At 59.2% G+C, this 15,427-nt stretch carries 14 protein-coding genes; 10 read left to right on the top strand and 4 right to left on the bottom strand.

The window, feature by feature from the left end:
* Positions 1-13: 13 nt before the first annotated feature.
* The 8 genes from ACSQ3G_RS24950 (at position 14) to ACSQ3G_RS24915 (ending at position 7,585) form a co-directional block, all read left to right on the top strand.
* Positions 14-997 carry an ABC transporter substrate-binding protein gene (locus ACSQ3G_RS24950; protein WP_436112118.1) on the top strand — a complete coding sequence of 328 codons (984 nt, stop codon included), beginning with the start codon at positions 14-16 and terminating at the stop codon, positions 995-997.
* 63 nt (positions 998-1,060) lie between these two features.
* The gene (locus tag ACSQ3G_RS24945; RefSeq protein ID WP_436112117.1) at positions 1,061-1,855 is read left to right on the top strand and encodes an ABC transporter ATP-binding protein; all 795 of its coding nucleotides are present in this window, start codon (positions 1,061-1,063) and stop codon (positions 1,853-1,855) included.
* Entirely contained in the window at positions 1,852-2,667 is an 816-nt protein-coding gene (locus ACSQ3G_RS24940) for an ABC transporter permease (RefSeq protein WP_436112116.1), read from the top strand. Before ACSQ3G_RS24945 ends, ACSQ3G_RS24940 begins: the two co-directional genes overlap by 4 nt.
* Positions 2,664-3,443 carry an ABC transporter permease gene (locus tag ACSQ3G_RS24935; RefSeq protein WP_436112115.1) on the top strand — a complete coding sequence of 260 codons (780 nt, stop codon included), beginning with the start codon at positions 2,664-2,666 and terminating at the stop codon, positions 3,441-3,443. The genes ACSQ3G_RS24940 and ACSQ3G_RS24935 overlap by 4 nt, the downstream gene beginning before the upstream one ends.
* 22 nt (positions 3,444-3,465) lie before the next feature.
* Positions 3,466-4,476: an amidohydrolase family protein gene (locus ACSQ3G_RS24930; RefSeq protein ID WP_436112114.1), complete on the top strand. Its 1,011-nt coding sequence runs from the start codon at positions 3,466-3,468 to the stop codon at positions 4,474-4,476.
* A gap of 132 nt (positions 4,477-4,608) precedes the next feature.
* Positions 4,609-5,016, top strand: a complete 408-nt coding sequence (locus ACSQ3G_RS24925) for a hypothetical protein (protein WP_436112113.1) — start codon at positions 4,609-4,611, stop codon at positions 5,014-5,016.
* A 137-nt stretch (positions 5,017-5,153) separates the two neighbouring features.
* Positions 5,154-5,561 (top strand): PH domain-containing protein, encoded by a 408-nt coding sequence (locus ACSQ3G_RS24920; protein ID WP_436112112.1) that lies wholly within the window; start codon positions 5,154-5,156, stop codon positions 5,559-5,561.
* 458 nt (positions 5,562-6,019) lie between these two features.
* Positions 6,020-7,585, top strand: a complete 1,566-nt coding sequence (locus ACSQ3G_RS24915) for a sensor domain-containing diguanylate cyclase (RefSeq protein WP_436112111.1) — start codon at positions 6,020-6,022, stop codon at positions 7,583-7,585.
* Between the two features lie 217 nt (positions 7,586-7,802).
* Here the strand turns inward: ACSQ3G_RS24915 and ACSQ3G_RS24910 are convergent, their stop codons facing one another.
* The 3 genes from ACSQ3G_RS24910 to ACSQ3G_RS24900 form a co-directional block, all read right to left on the bottom strand.
* Entirely contained in the window at positions 7,803-8,654 is an 852-nt protein-coding gene (locus ACSQ3G_RS24910; protein ID WP_436112110.1) for a serine hydrolase, read from the bottom strand.
* Positions 8,655-8,792: 138 nt separating this feature from the next.
* Entirely contained in the window at positions 8,793-10,364 is a 1,572-nt protein-coding gene (locus tag ACSQ3G_RS24905; RefSeq protein WP_436112109.1) for an ABC transporter substrate-binding protein, read from the bottom strand.
* Between the two features lie 38 nt (positions 10,365-10,402).
* Positions 10,403-11,257, bottom strand: coding sequence for an alpha/beta hydrolase (locus ACSQ3G_RS24900; RefSeq protein WP_436112108.1), 855 nt, complete (start codon positions 11,255-11,257; stop codon positions 10,403-10,405).
* Positions 11,258-11,532: 275 nt separating this feature from the next.
* On the opposite strand from ACSQ3G_RS24900, the gene ACSQ3G_RS24895 reads away from it, so the two are divergent.
* Both ACSQ3G_RS24895 and ACSQ3G_RS24890 read left to right on the top strand, forming a co-directional pair.
* Entirely contained in the window at positions 11,533-12,675 is a 1,143-nt protein-coding gene (locus ACSQ3G_RS24895; RefSeq protein ID WP_436112107.1) for a serine hydrolase domain-containing protein, read from the top strand.
* 21 nt (positions 12,676-12,696) lie between these two features.
* A complete protein-coding gene (locus ACSQ3G_RS24890; protein ID WP_436112106.1) occupies positions 12,697-13,845 on the top strand; it encodes a C45 family autoproteolytic acyltransferase/hydrolase in 1,149 nt (382 codons plus the stop codon).
* A gap of 61 nt (positions 13,846-13,906) precedes the next feature.
* On the opposite strand, the gene ACSQ3G_RS24885 is transcribed toward ACSQ3G_RS24890, so the two are convergent.
* Positions 13,907-15,289 (bottom strand): aspartate aminotransferase family protein, encoded by a 1,383-nt coding sequence (locus ACSQ3G_RS24885; RefSeq protein ID WP_436112105.1) that lies wholly within the window; start codon positions 15,287-15,289, stop codon positions 13,907-13,909.
* Positions 15,290-15,427: the final 138 nt, after the last annotated feature.

Below are 15,427 nucleotides of genomic sequence, written 5' to 3'. Positions count from 1 at the left end.
CAAGGAGGAGAGAATGTTGAAATTTCTGAAAACTATGGCGACAGCGGCGGCATTTGCCGCGCTGTCCTTTCAGGCGGCGAGTGCGCAGGCGATCGAGAAGAAGGACATCACGATCGGCCTGCCGCTCAATACCTCGACCCTGTTGCCGATCTATGTTGCCGATGCACAGGGCTTCTTCAAGGAGGAAGGTATCAACGTGAAGATCGTCGCCTTCAAGGGCGGCACGGATCTGGTGCGCGGCATGGTCGCCGGCGCCGTGGATATCGGCGTCGGCGCGTTCTCGGAAGCGCTTGTCGGGGTCGAAACCGGCCAGGGCGTGAAGATCTTCTACGGCGGCTTCAACATGGCCGTCTTCGACTGGTATTCGGTGCCGTCGATCAAGACGCTCGAAGACGCCAAGGGCAAGCGTTTCGGTGTCTCGACCTTCGGTTCGTCGACCGATTTCCTGACCCGTTATGCGCTGAAGACCAAGGGCATCGATCCGAAGAGCGAAGTGCAGATCGTCCAGGGCGGTGGTTCCGTGCCGCGTCTCGCAGCGATGGAAGCCGGCCAGCTCGAAGTCAACATCTTCGCGACCCCGGAAAAGTTCATGGCGGCCGATCGTGGCTTCAACCTGATCCTGCAACAGAAGTCGATCGCGCCGGATTTCCCGTTCCACTGCTTCTATGCGCGTGAGGATTTCATCAAGAACGATCCGAATGCCATCAAGGCCGTGCTGCGCGGCTTTGCCAAGGCTGTCCGGTGGTCCAAGGCCCACAAGGAAGAATCGGTCAAGCTTCTGGCCGCCAAGCTCGGCCTCGAGGAGACCTATCTCAACCGCGGTTATGACGACTTCATCGACGAGATCTTCGAAGACGGCCGTCTGGCGAGCGACGCGGGCATGAAGGCCTTCTGGGACGTCGGCATCATGAACGGCACCTATAAGCAGCCTATGCCGGTCGACAAGTATTGGATCGGCACGTTCCACGATACCTACAACGAGTGGAAGCCGAAGTGAGCCTTCCATCTGCATGACAATATAACGAGAGCGGGCGGAGGCCCGCTCCAGGAGGAGAAAGCAGTGGCGCAGATTGAAATCCGCGATCTCGGAATCGACTATCGCAAACCGAAGAGCAACGAGGTGTTCTCTGCCGTCGACAGTGTCGACCTGTCGGTCGAAAAGGGCGAGTTCGTCACCATCGTCGGCTCCAGCGGTTGCGGCAAGAGCACGCTGCTGATGGCGGTCGCAGGGCTTGTCGACCTGACGCGTGGGTCTATTGAGATCGACGGCAAGCGGGTTGACGGACCCGGGCCCGACCGCGCGGTGGTGTTTCAGGAAGCCTCTCTGCTTCCTTGGCGTTCGGTGCGTGGCAACGTCAAATTCGGGCTCGAAATGCAGCGCTGGAGCGGCGGCGACCTCAACGAGCGGGCCATGCAGATGATCCGCCTCGTCGGTCTCGGCCGCTTCTCCGACTATCATCCCCACCAGCTTTCCGGCGGTATGCGCCAGCGCGTCAATATCGCCCGTGCGCTTGCCGTCGATCCCGAAGTGCTGCTCATGGATGAGCCGTTCGGGGCGCTCGACGCTCAGACCCGCGAGATCATGGGTACCGAACTGTTGCGCATCTGGGAGCGCGCCAAGAAGACGGCGTTGTTCGTCACCCACGATATCGACGAAGCGATCTTCCTTGCCGACAAGATCGTCGTCATGGGCCGCAATCCGGGTCATATCAAGGAAGTGATCACGGTCGATCTGCCGCGCCCGCGCAATGAGGCAATCCTCGACAGCGACGCCTTTCATGAATTGCGCAAGCGTCTGCGCGCCCATCTGGCCGAAGACATGTCCAGCATGCAACTGGTTCAGGAGGTCGCATGAGATCGGCAGAGATAACCGCCGAACCGGCGGAAACCCGACAGCTGTCCCTTTCCTTCCTGCGTCCGTCCCGCTCGGCGGTGATCGGCACGCTTGCCGTCCTTGCATTTCTGGTCCTGTGGCAGATCGCTCCCGGCATCGGCTGGGTGAATGGCCGTTTCACCAGCCGTCCGACGGAGGTTTTCCTCGCGGCAATCGATATCTTCCGAAATGACAATTTTCTCTATCACGCCCGCATCAGCCTGACGGAATTCGTGGCCGGTTTCGCACTGGCGATCGTGGTATCCATTCCGCTCGGCGTGCTGCTCGGCACCTCGAAGATCGCCCGCTACCTGATCGATCCGCCGCTGATGGCGCTCTATATCGCCCCGACGCTGGTGCTGCTGCCGATCATGGTGATCTGGCTCGGCATCGACATGGCCCCGAAGATCGCCGTCGTTTTTCTGGGCGCTGTCTTCCCGATCGTCCTCAACACCATGGCCGGCATGAGCGAGGCCGACCCGAAGTTTCTCCGCATGGCGCGTTCGTTCGGCGCAACCAGGTTCGATATCTTTGCTCGCGTCCTCGTACCCGGTTCGCTGCCGGCGCTGCTCACGGGCCTCAGGCTCGCCGTCGGCCGCGCCGTGCTCGGCGTCATCGTCGGCGAGCTCTTCGTCTCACAGGCAGGCATTGGCTATCAGCTCAATCTTTATGGCTCCGCCATGCGCATCGACCGCCTGCTTGTTTACGCTCTGATCGTCAGCGCTTTCGGCTACACGCTGACCGTCATGGTCCGATCGGTTGAGAACAAGGTCCGCGACTGGAGGTCGAAATGATCGCCGAACTTTTCTATCGCCGCCAGGCGCTCGTGCTCGGCACCCTGTCGATGATCGGCATCGTGGTTTTCTGGCAGATCGCCGTCGACACGGGCTTCATCAATCCGTTCTTCATCTCAACGCCGAGCCAGGTCGCCGCGGAGTTCATGGTTCAGTTCGAAGACGGTTCGGTCGCCACCAATGTTGCTGCGACACTTTATTGTTTCGCCTGGTCGCTCGGTCTTGCCGCCGTGGTCGGTATTGTCCTCGGCATGCTGGCCGGCTGGTTTGCGGATGTGGAATCGGCGCTCGAACCGTTCATCTGGTTCAAGTATTCGGCGCCGACCGTCGCCTTCTATCCGCTGTTCGTCGCCGGGCTCGGCTATGGCACGCCGACCATCATTGCGATCGCCTTCCTTTTCGCCCTGACGCCGATTTATGCCAACACGCTGTCGGGCATCAAGAATACCGATCGTGATCTGGCCCGCGCTGCGCGCTCCTTCGGTGCCAGGCCGCTCGATATCTTCCTGCGCGTCGCTCTGCCGGGATCCGTACCGGTGATGATGGCCGGCCTTCGCCTCGGCGTTGGCCGAGCGCTGACGGGTGTCGTGGTTGCCGAACTCTTCGGCGCCAATGCCGGCCTCGGCTACGCCATCACCTATTACGGCCAGCTGATGCAGACGACCAAGATGATGGTGTCGATCGTCATCGTCGTGGTGCTCGGCGTGCTGCTCACCCAGATCCTGTCATTCCTGGAAACCAAAACCGATTCCTGGCGAGTCGATAGCGACCGCTGAAGAACATCCAAGGACAAGTCTCATGAAGATCATCGATTCCCATTTCCACTGGTGGCCACGGTCGATTTTCGAACCGCTCCTGAAGCGCGAAGGCTTTCCGAAGGCTGTCGTGAACGCGCGCGGCGGCTACACCTATCACGGCGCCAATGGGCGCCGCGGCACGGTGGCGAGCTGGAAGGAGTGGTTCGATCTCGACGAGCAGCTCGCCTATATGGACAGTCTCAGCCATGACATTTCGGTGGTTTGCTCCATCGGCCCGCTGTCGATCTACTTCTCGGAGCTGCCGGTCGAGGAAGGCCGCGACGCGGCGCTCGCCTGGAACGAGGAAATGGCCTGGGCGCAGCGGCGTTATCCCGGCCGTGTCTGGGCCTCGGCCGCAATTCCCCTGGTCGATACGCGGGTTGCGATCGAAGTGCTCGACGACGCGGTCAACCGGCTCGGCCTGATGGGCGTCAACCTACCCGGCAGCGTCGGCAAGGAAGGCATGATCGACGATCTCAGGCTGGAACCCTTCTATGAGCGAGTTGCGGAACTTGGCCTGCCGATGTTCCTGCATCCGACCGATGCGGTCTTCGCCGATGTCATGCAGGGTTATAATGATGCCCTGCACCTGAGCCTCGGCCGCGTGGTGGAAGTGAGCGCAGCCGCGTCGCGGCTCATCCTTTCCGGCATCATGGAGCGTCATCCGGGCCTCAAGATCGTCATGTCACATACGGGCGGCGCGCTGCCATACCAATCCGGCCGCATGGACAAGAATTCAAAGACCGCGGGCCTGGCCAAGCCGGTCAGCCATTATCTGCATCAGATGTTCACAGATACGGTTTCGCCGCATTCCGCCGGCCAGAAATTCGCGATCGAATATTTCGGCGCCGACAACGTCATGTACGGTACGGACTATCCCTGCTGGGATCCGGCCGTCTGCCTAAAACTTCTCGATGAGATCGAGATGAGTGCCGCGACCAAGCAGAAGATCTTCCATGATAACGCGGTGCGGATTCTCGGTCTCAAAACGCCCAGGGCTGCGGCTGCTTAGAAGCGCTTGATAGGGGGCGCTGATACGACCCACGAAGGAAACCTGGCCTTCATCCGGAACCTTTTGCCACTCATCCAGATTGGAATGTTGATCCGCGCAAACCGCGGAAGGTGACGCCATCGGGAGGATGAGTTGAACGCCAACATTTCGGCTGCGATACGCGCCGTGCCATCTGAAGCCAGAGAAGCCATTGTCAACGTTCGGGGCCACTGGGCCTTTCTGGCAATCGGACTGGCGATCGCCGCCGCCGTCATCGCTTTCCTGAACTACGAATTCAGCGGGCTCCTCGCATCATTGGCGATCGGGGTAGGTATAGTGTTGTTCTGCGCCATGACATTGATTGGCGGGATTGCGAGCTGGTTGTTTTTCACCGGCCTGTTGTGGAGGAGGTCAGAGGCCCGCACGCCGCCACGGCGGATGCGGCGACTGGCGGACGATGATATACCAAGGCGGTTTTGGTTCTCCGGTTTTTTTGCCACCTTGCTCTGGATTGTTCCGCTATATGCTTTGGCACTGGGCCTTGTCTCAGCCACCGAGTAACCACTGGCACCAAGACATTCCCGGTTGGCGGGCACTCGCGCCCAGAGCGGGAGCCTCCGGATTCCCTCGCTTTTCACTTGGCCGCCCTGGCTAAATTGGCTATTCGCCAACCTCGGTGCCTGGATGAGGACGATGCGTTGACCGGACCAAAGACATATACGATCCCTGCGGCATGGTTGACCCCATTGCCGGCCGACTACAAAATTCCATTCTGGAGGTGGATCCTGCTGCCGGCTTCGGCGTGGATGCTGCATCGGAATGGTGGTGAATGGGTCGGCGGCGAATTCTCCATCCGATCAAGCGACGTTCATTTCGCGAGGAAAGGCTTGATCAAAACCGGCAAACCGGCGGAGTGGAGCATACCCTTTGCCCGGATCCACAGCATCGACTCAAAGAAGGGCATTGCGTCGGAGATTATCGAGATTCATCACACAGATGGAAAGACGAAAATTATGAGTGTCAAAGCGGAAGAATTCATCGAGCTTCTTCGCGCGTCGGTCTCGACGGGCAGGAGCGTCGCCAATCAGGACGCATCTCGCTCGTAATGCCAGCGGATCTGGCCGAGGGTAACCTTTGGGCATCGGCTCAACATCTCGAACCGGACGTGATGCGCACGGAGAAGACTGCCTCCTCAAGCCCCGGCCATCATTCGCTTCAACCGTGCCGCAATCGTCTCAATCTCCGGCGGCGAGGCGTCGAGCCCGATTGCTGCAAACGGAAAAGGAGCCACGCAACGCCGGAACTCAACACCGGCAGGCGGCCGGCTTTCTCCACAGAATATACTTGTCCGCTTGGAGCAGGAGTGCTTCCATTTTTTCAGCCTCTTACGCCCAGATGGATAGAAACCTCTCTATAAGTTTAAAGCAATATTAAGGGCCGCGCCGATCGTTGGATCGACAGTGTTTGCGCTGCACAGCCATAATCCCTGATCGTGAGCCTTTTATCTCGAGTGAGACATGGCTCCCGCTCAGCAAGTCGATTTTAGCCGGTAGCGGAGCTCCAAATGTTCATTCGCATACTCGATTGCATCAGCACCGATCATAATCCGACGCTTGTTATCCTGGCGATTGTTGTCGCGCTCTTTTCGGGCTTTGCACTGTTCACCATCCTCGACCATGCCAGAGCGCGATCTGGACGTATGAAGATCGTTTGGGTATTTGTGGCTGCCTTCGCGGCGGGTGGTGGAATTTGGTCGACGCACTTCATCGCCATGCTGGGTTTTCAACCTGCTGCGTTTGTGAGCTACGATGTAGGTCTCACAGCGATTTCGGCCTTTCTTGCAATTGCCTTTGCCGCAACTGCGACGCCCCTGTTGCTGTCGCCTGGTCTTGTCAACGTTCTCGCGGGCGGTCTTCTTCTTAGCGCCGCAATTGGCATCATGCACTTCATCGGCATGAGGGCTTTGCTATTTGCCGGCACTTTCGAGTGGCATTTGCCTCTCGTTGCGCTTTCGATCTGCGCGGGCAGCTCACTGGTGATCGCGGCGACATTCGCTGGACGTCGACGTGCTTCGGTCGGATCTCGCCTTGCCGCGGGAACCTTATTCGGTGCAGCTATCTGCGTACTGCATTTCACGGCGATGAGTGCCGCCCTTCTCAGGACCGACCCGTCTCTCCGAGTTGCGGATGGGAACCTGTCGGAATTTCTCCTCGGGCTCTCCATTGCCGTGGTCACAACATTGATCGTGATCTTCAGTCTGGTGACGATTATGTTTGATCGACGTGCTCATGACGCGACCGCTGACGCCCAACAGATGCGATGCATTCTCGAGGCCGCACAGATCGGCATCCTTATTTGTCAGGATGATGAGGTCATCTCGGCAAACAAGGCATTCGAGCGATTAGTGGGCTGTGAAGGGTCGAGTATCGAAGGTCGTGCCGTTGCCGACTTTTTTGAACTCCCGGCAGGCGCCAATCGTCACGCACCTCGCCTTTACGAGACTGAAGGACAGCTAAAGGCGACCAATGGGGTGCGGGTGGACGTAGCGCTCAACACAACACCGATCCTGTCGGGAGGCACGTTGCGACATCTCGTCGAAGTTCGCGATATTGGCGATCATAAACGTGCTCGTGATCGCTTGGACCACCTCGCGAACCATGACGAGTTGACGGGACTTCCGAATCGAAGGTTGTTGCATGCTGAGCTGCGAAAAGAGGCGCTGTCCAATCAGGAGTTTGGGCTATTGTGGATCGATCTCGATCGTTTCAAGGAAGTTAATGACACGCATGGGCATGCGATCGGAGATGCTCTTCTCCACGCGGTGGCGCAACGCTTCCGTTCGGTTCTGGACGAACGGCATTTGCTTGCGCGTGTCGGTGGAGATGAGTTTGTCGTTCTGTTCAAGCACGCATCAAGACAAAGCGATCCCGCCAGCGCAGCTGAAAGCCTGTTGAAGGCAATGGTCGATCCGATTGTGGTTGACGGCCAAATGCTGGAGGTCGGAATTTCTATCGGTCTGGCAAGGTACCCTCACGACGCGAAGTCGACAGACGCTTTGATGCGCCGAGCCGATTTGGCTCTTTATGAGGCGAAAAAGACCGGCCGCAGCCGCTACGCCGCCGCGTCGTGAGTCTTGCGTTGGCGCCATAAGGTCGGCAATCCGGCCCTGGCGGCCAAGGCTCCGCGGACTGCGTCCGTAGCCACCACGCCGAGATTGGCTTCGGCGGCCCGAGGCAACAGATCCTGCATCGCCGATGGATCGACGAAATCATAGCCAAGCATGATCACATCGCAGGGTCGCTTGGATCCTCAGGGTTTCGCGGAGGATCGGACGGATCTCGCGTCACTCAGCCCAGCATCTCCCAGCACGCGCGGGAAAGTTCAGCGATCAACGTTGCAGACGCCACGCGACCAGGCATGCCGTCAGGCATGGTCTTAGGAACATTGTCGGTCGTCGCGCTCATGATATAGAGGGGAGCACCGTCCTTGAAGACGATACCGGCATCCATCCATCCACGCTCTCCCCAGCCGGTCTTGTTGGCAACAGTCGTCAAGGTCGGGAGGTGTCCCGGGATCATGCTGCGATAGCGCTGCCACGTCAGGAAGCGCAGCGCCATTGCGCAATTTTCGGCATCGACACCAAGGCATTCTATAGCAGCCAGATCGCCGTTTGCTCCGGCGAGGATCAGATTGAGGAGAAGCACCTGATCGCTGGCCGTGGTGGTCGTCACCTGGTCGAGTTCATGTTCCCGCTTCAATCCGACCGGCGGCAAACGGGTACGATGGATTGTATTGTCCATACCGATGCGGCGGCAATAATCGGTGAATTCGGGTATCTCGAAACCCTTCATGACCTCATAGGTGCAGATGTTGTCGCTGGTAATGATCATCTGCAGAATGGCATCTCTCATCGGGAAGGTCAGGCCGGGTGTCATATACTGACATACACCGGAGAGAATTCCTTCCTGCAACTCCTTCTCAATGATGACGGGCTGCTCGAGATCCAGGCGGTTCTCGGCAGCGGCGTGCAGTGCGGCCATCATCACCGATATCTTGCGAACGCTTGCCGATGGCAGGACTGCCGCACCATTGCGCGTCAACTCTTCTCCACCGGCCGCCAACCGGAGATGCCAGTAAACATCAAAACCCCGGCCTTCCGACAAAGCCTGAAGCCGTCCTTCAAGTTCCGATATTTTCATCTCGCCGTCCACTTCCTGGAGATTGATCGCCGCAGATCACCGCGGTGGTTGTAAAGAAAGCCACCCGCCGACCGATTTCGGCGAGTGGTTGATCGGAATGCCATAGCTGCATCATTGCCAATGGATTTGAGGCGGATGCTATTTTGCCTTCCAGACGTGCCAGGCCCTGACCCGGTCCATGGCCCACACCTTGTAGCCTCGGACATCCGACGCTGCCGCATCCACGATCGGGGTGTAGTAGAGACCGAAGATCGGCAGGTCCTTGACCATCAAAGCATGGATCTGTTTGAACAGTGCCAGCCGCTTTGCCGTGTCGGTCTCCCTCATGGCCTCGATATTCAGCGCCATGGCCTCCTTGTTCTCCCATTGGAGAGTGGGATCCTTCGCCTTGTCGCCGATGAGACCGGCATATCTCAGGCTCGGATCTGCAAGCGGCGAAAAGCCGAACGACTGCAACTGGAACTTGCCGGCGAGAAAGTTCTCGAGTTGCGCCGCCCAGTCCAGGATGTCCAGTTGCGCATTCATGCCGACGCTGGTCAGCATGGCCTGTATCAGGACCGCATTGTCATACATGCCGGGATAGCGCGTATTGGTCTGGATCTTGATCGGCTGCCCCTTGTAACCGGCCTCCTTCAGCAAAGCCTTTGCGGCCTCGGGATCGTACGGCGGCCAATCGAGGAACGCATCGTCAAAATAGGCGCTGGACTGCGCAACGGCGGAGGGGTTGTAATTCGCAAGGCCCGCTGTCTTGACTTCGGCGATCTGCTTCAGGTCGATCGATTGAGCGATCGCGCGGCGCATCCGGACGTCGGAAAGCAGCGGATCCCTGGTCTGTACCATCAGGGCCGTAAACGACAGGCTAGGCGAGTATACGATCTGTGCACCCTTGCCCTTCAGGTCATCCATATGTGTGGCCGGCACGGTTTGCATGACATCGACCTGCCCAGCCAGCAGAGCCGCTTCCGCCGACGACTTATCGGAAATAAGCACGAACCGTGCCGTATCGACATTCACCGTGCGGTCGCCGCTATAGCCGCTGCCCGGCGCCTTGGACGGCTTGTAGCGATCGAAGCGCTCCAGGACGATCTGCTGCTCCTTCTTCCATTCCTTCAGCTTGAATGGTCCGCTGCCGATGGCCGAATTGGCGATCCACTTGTCGTCGGGCCCGACATTCTTGGGACTTGCCGCCCAAACGTTACAGGCAATGCTCGCTATGCGGATCAGGAACATGCCGCTTGGCTGGTCCAGCTTGAAGACCACCGTCCTGTCGTCAGGCGCCTCGACTGCCACAACCTTGAAGCCCTGCGATCCGTCGAAATTCGGAACGCAGACCCACGGATTGTCGGTCTTGGCAGTGTTCATACGCCTGTCCCACAGCCATTTGACGTCTGCGGCGCGAACGGCATCGCCGTTGTGGTAGACGACGTCCGGGCGAAGATGGAAAGTGTAGGCCATTTTGTCGGCAGAAATGTCCCAGGAATCCGCGAGAGCCGGCCCGACGGACAGGTCGTCGCGATAGGCGACCAGCTGTTCGTAGATATGGTTGAGGACGGTGTCGGTATTGGCGTCGCGGCGGCTGGCATCAAGGCTGCGGATGTCGGAATTCAGCGCGATCGTCAGCGTGCCGCCTTTCTGTGGCGCCTGCGCAAACGTCATATCCGGCACTAGCATAAGTGCGGCAGCGGCTGCCATGCGTAAACAGGTTCTCATTGTGAACTCCCGGGTTGATATGTTCAGGCAATCCGTTTTCAAAGACTGCGACCGCGAAGGTCGCCGAGGATTTTCGCAAAGAAATTCTTCACCAGGGGCATCATCGTTTCATCGTCGTGAGCAACATCGGGCACGACATCGAAGGTCACGTTCACGCCCGCCTTTTCGAAACTGTTCTTCAGGGAGACGATACGATCGACTCGATCGACGCCGGCGATGTTGGCGTCTTCCATCCACCATCGATCGGTCGGCTTCACCGTGATTTCCCAGGTGTTGTGATCGTTGCCGCCGATAATCATGTGAACGGGTATCTGCCGCAGGGCATCGAGATCTAGAGGCTTGCCGAAGACGCTCTCGAAATTGCGGGTTCCGACCCAGAAATCCCGATCTGGATCGATGAGCGTAACGGTGCCGGGTCCGCCGATGGAGGCGGCAAGGATCTGCTCCGGATGCAGATAGAGGAAGCGGTGGGTGAACTGCCCGCCGCCGGAGAAGCCGTACATCATCACCTTGTCGCCGGCGATGCGATAGCGCTCCTTCATCTCGGCGATCATGTCGATCATCACCGCGTCATAATGCAGGTCGCCGTAGCGGATCATCTTGTAGCTGTTGATATCGCCCGGGCGGGCAATGCTTGCGGGAAACAGCGGGCTCAGGATGATGACGCCGTTTGCTTCCGCAAAGTCGGCAAACGCATTCCTGTATCCTTCCATGTGCCGCTCGGTACCGTGCACCACGACCAGCAGCGGATAGGTCTTGTCGGAATCCTCGTCGTAGTCTTCCGGCACATAGGCGCAATAGGGGAATCGCTGATCGAACCGGGACGCATACACGATCGTCGCCCCGAAGTCATAAAAGGTTAGCTTCTTTCCGTTGCCGAAAATCTTCCGCATTCACATACCCCTTTATTTCTTGATTAAGGTGAGCCTATATCGCGATCTGCGATCGCACAATGGAAATTTTTACGGAGAGTACGAAATTTGCGATTTAGAAAATTAACCGTTTATTTTTAATATCTTAATGCAGATTCCCCCTCTCATTTCCATCTTAAACTGCGGGCAACCAAAAGAAAATCACGGGAGTTTTCGCGAGAATTGATTGTGCGATCGCAAATCGCGCTGTACTACTGGGCGACATTCCCCATTCGATCCTCGGAAAGACGCTGTTTATGGATCCATTCAACCGCGCAGATATAACGCTCGCGAACTGGCGTACGCGACCCTATTCCTCCTGGTCATTTCAGAATGCATCCGAGATCGTTCCCTCGGCGATCATCGCAAGCCGGCGCATCCGGGAAGATAGAGAACTGCCTCTGGGGTCGTTGTCGGATCTGCCCATTACCGGGCTCGGCCGGCAGGCGATATCGCTCGAGACGTTCTTGACGGACACCCATAGCGATGCCCTGGTCGTCATGCGCAAGGGCGAGATCACTGCCGAATGGTATGCTCCACATTGCGATCCAGCCCGGCCGCATATGATCTTCTCAATCTCCAAGTCGATCACGGCTCTGATTGCCGGCGTGCTGATCGAACAGGGCATGATGAAGCTCTCGGACGGCATAGCAGATATCCTGCCGGGCGCGCGCGGATCGGCTTACGGCGACGCAACGGTCGAGCAACTGCTCAACATGAGCGTCAGCCTGGACTTTGCGGAGGATTACCTCGACCTGACCGGCGCCTTCGATCGCTATCGCCGTGCCATGTTGTGGAACCCGGAAAAGCCGTCGGATCCGGCGCCGGACCTCAAGTCGTTCCTCTGCACCATCCCCAGGGGGCCGCATCCCCATGGCAGCATCCACGCCTATCATTCGCCGAACACGGATGTCGCAGGCATTCTGCTGGAGATTGCTTCCGGAAAGCGGTTTGCCGATCTGGTCGAGACCCATCTCTGGCAACCTTTGGGCGCCTATAGCGACGCCCATCTGACACTCGACAGGATTGGCAATGCACGGGCCTCCGCTGGTCTCTCGATGACCGCGCGCGATCTTGCCCGCATCGGAGAAATGGTGCGGCTCATGGGCAATGGCATCATTCCGGAACAGTGGATAAAATCGATCTGGCAAGGCGGCAACCGGCAGACCTGGGCCACCGGCAACCAGGCCTGGCTCTTCTCGGAAGGAAGCTATCGCTCCTACTGGTATGCGACCGGCACCGGTGCGCTCGCCGCCATCGGCATTCACGGCCAGTGGCTGTGGATCGATCCGAAGACGGAGACCGTGATCGTACGACTCTCTTCCGAACCCGGGCCAGTCGACGACGATCTCGACCATGCGGTCATCCGCATGCTGATGGCGGTTGCGGCCGTCGAATAACGCAATGCGATGGAGAAGTCCGTGGAGCAGATCAGACCCTTTCCCTTTATCGAAATCAGCGGGTCCCCCGTCGAGCGCGGGAGAATGTACGGCGAACAGGCCCGCGAGCGCGTCCGGCTATCGAGCGAACTCTACCGCGAGCAGCTCGGGAGACTCGGCTTCAGCCGGGAAAAAGTCGTTGAGCTCGTCGAGAATTTCCCGCCCGCCATCCGCGATTGGGCGCCGGAACTGGTGGACGAGATGCACGGCATTGCGCAAGGCGCCGGGCTCGATTTCACGTCGGTCTTCCTCATCAACGCCCGCACCGAACTGCTGCAGGTCGCCCGCCGCGGCCTGAGCTTCAAGGACAGCGAAAAGGACGGATGCACCGGCGTCGTGGTGATGCCGAAGGCGGCGCGCGACGGTGCGCTCATCCACGCCCAGAACTGGGATTGGCGGGCGGAATGCGCCGAGACTTCCGTCGTGGTCAGGGTGCTTCAGGAGGATGGGCCTGATATCCTGATGTTCACGGAGGCCGGCGGCTTGATGCGCAGCGGCTTCAATTCGAACGGAATGACAATCACCGCCAATTATCTGGAATCGGATCGGGACTACAAAGCGCTTGGCGTTCCCCTGCCCTTCATCCGACGCAAGGCGCTGGCATCGCCGCATTTCGCCCAGGCGATCCGCACCATCGCGACGACGCCGAAATCCGGTTCCAACAACGTCATTCTCAGCGCCAGGGAGGGCGTCGCCATCGACTTCGAATGCGCGCCCGACGAAGTATTTCCGCTCTATCCCGAAAACGGGCTGATCGTTCATGCCAACCACTGGCAAAGCCCCGTGGCGCTTTCCAAGCTGCGTGAAGCCGGCCTGAACAACGTTCCCGATAGCCTCTACCGCGATCTCCGGGTGCGTGAAATCCTGGCGGAAAAGACTGGCGACATCACCGCGGAAGACGTCAAGACAGCTCTCTTCGACACATTCGGCGCGCCTTATGCGGTCTGCCGGCCGGCGATCAAGAACGAGGTCGGCAACCTCTCAGCCACGGTCGCGATGATCGTCTGCCAGCCGGACAAGGGTTTGATGGAAGTGGCCCCGTTGCCGGCGACCAACAGCCGTTTCACCCAGTATGAGCTCAAGATGGATAGAGGTCAGCGGGCGGCATCAACGGCTCGCAGCGTCGCCTGATTTCAAGTCGTCGATTTCAATCAGCCGCCCGGCGCAACCTGTGCGCCGGGCTGTCTTTCGTTTATCGCTTCGAGGCGAGCGTCGCCTCGGCAAGATCGAGCGCGGCGACAAGACGATCGCAGGCGAGATCGATCGTTTCCCGCGTCCAGATCAAGGGTGGCGCCATGATGATCGTATCGTCCACGACCCGCACCATCAGCCCGCCCGCAATCGCATGGTCACGCACCAGCGTTGCGGCCGAGCCGCCCGGCTGGAACCGTGCGCGCAACTTCTTGTCCCTGACGATCTCGATCGCCGCCATCAATCCCACCGAGCGGGTCTCGCCGACGAGCGGATGGCCGCCGAGCCGCTTGCCGAGTTGCTCGCTGAGATAAGGACCGGTCTCGGACCGGACGCGCTCCACCAACCCCTCGTTCTCGATGATTTCGAGGTTCTTGAGTGCTACGGCGCAGCATACCGGATGGCCGGCATAGGTGTAGCCGTGATAGAATTCACCGCCCTTTTCCACCAGCGTCTCGGCGATCCGGTCGCCGACGAACAGCGCCGAAAGCGGCTGATAACCTGACGTCAGAGCCTTGGCGGTGGTGATCGTGTCGGCCTTGATGCCGAAGGTCGTGGCGGCGAACCACTCGCCGGTGCGGCCGTAACCGGTGATCACCTCGTCGAGCATCAGCAGGATGTCGTATTTCTCGCAGATGCGCTGGACCTCCGGCCAATAGCTCGCCGGCGGGATCTTCACGCCGCCCGCTCCCATGACCGGTTCGCCGATGAAGGCCGCAACTTTGTCGGCGCCGGCGGCAAGGATCGCATCCTCCACCGCACGCGCCGCCCGCAGGCCGAAATCATGATCGCTTTCGCCCGGCAGGGCCAGATCGAAGGCGTAGGGCGCCATGACGTGGACAATGTTCGGCACGGCGCCGCCAAGCTGCTTGTGCATGTCGGGCATGCCGCCGAGCGACGCGCCGGCAATCGTCGAACCGTGATAGCCGTAGTTGCGGGAGATGACGATATTCTTCTCCGGCTTGCCCTCCAGCGCCCAATAGTGGCGAACGAGGCGCAGCGCCGTGTCGTTGGCTTCCGAGCCCGATGAGCCGTAGAAGACCTGGTTCATGTTCGGCGGTGCGATCTCCGCCAGTTTGGCGGAAAGCTGAACCGGCGCAGGCGTCGTGCACTTGAAGAACGAGTTGTAGAACGGCAGTTCCCGCATCTGCGCGGAGGCAGCGTCGGCCAGCTCCTCGCGGCCGTAGCCGACATTGAGGCACCAGAGGCCTGCCATCCCGTCAAGGATCTCGTTTCCTTCCGCATCATAGATGAAAGGCCCCTCGCCTCGCACGATCATCCGCGCGCCCTTGGCACGCAGATCCTTGTGATCGGTGAAGGGATGGAGGAAATGGGTCGAATCGATCCGCTGGAGCTCCGCCAGCGAGTATTTCTGGATATTCATCACTATTGTCCTTTATCCGAGTTTGATGTCCATCAGGCTCAGAAAGGCGAAGGTGGAGAATATCCGATACGTGCGCAGAGACGCAGCAGGTCGGCATAAAGCGTCCGCGCCGATGGCGTGGAAACGAAATCGTCCCTG

This window comes from Neorhizobium tomejilense (genome assembly GCF_964254135.1).
GTDB lineage: Bacteria > Pseudomonadota > Alphaproteobacteria > Rhizobiales > Rhizobiaceae > Neorhizobium > Neorhizobium tomejilense.
The sequence above is the reverse complement of the archived record's forward strand: the minus strand, read 5'-3'. Positions and strand labels throughout refer to the sequence as shown.

Bases quoted from the DNA above. Each gene is read 5' to 3' on its own strand.
- ACSQ3G_RS24910 (WP_436112110.1), bottom strand. From the start codon at position 8,654: ATGAAAATATCGGAACTTGAAGGACGGCTTCAGGCTTTGTCGGAAGGC.
- ACSQ3G_RS24930 (WP_436112114.1), top strand. From the start codon at position 3,466: ATGAAGATCATCGATTCCCATTTCCACTGGTGGCCACGGTCGATTTTC.
- ACSQ3G_RS24935 (WP_436112115.1), top strand. From the start codon at position 2,664: ATGATCGCCGAACTTTTCTATCGCCGCCAGGCGCTCGTGCTCGGCACC.
- ACSQ3G_RS24905 (WP_436112109.1), bottom strand. From the start codon at position 10,364: ATGAGAACCTGTTTACGCATGGCAGCCGCTGCCGCACTTATGCTAGTG.
- ACSQ3G_RS24895 (WP_436112107.1), top strand. From the start codon at position 11,533: ATGGATCCATTCAACCGCGCAGATATAACGCTCGCGAACTGGCGTACG.
- ACSQ3G_RS24885 (WP_436112105.1), bottom strand. From the start codon at position 15,289: ATGAATATCCAGAAATACTCGCTGGCGGAGCTCCAGCGGATCGATTCG.
- ACSQ3G_RS24950 (WP_436112118.1), top strand. From the start codon at position 14: ATGTTGAAATTTCTGAAAACTATGGCGACAGCGGCGGCATTTGCCGCG.
- ACSQ3G_RS24915 (WP_436112111.1), top strand. From the start codon at position 6,020: ATGTTCATTCGCATACTCGATTGCATCAGCACCGATCATAATCCGACG.
- ACSQ3G_RS24940 (WP_436112116.1), top strand. From the start codon at position 1,852: ATGAGATCGGCAGAGATAACCGCCGAACCGGCGGAAACCCGACAGCTG.
- ACSQ3G_RS24900 (WP_436112108.1), bottom strand. From the start codon at position 11,257: ATGCGGAAGATTTTCGGCAACGGAAAGAAGCTAACCTTTTATGACTTC.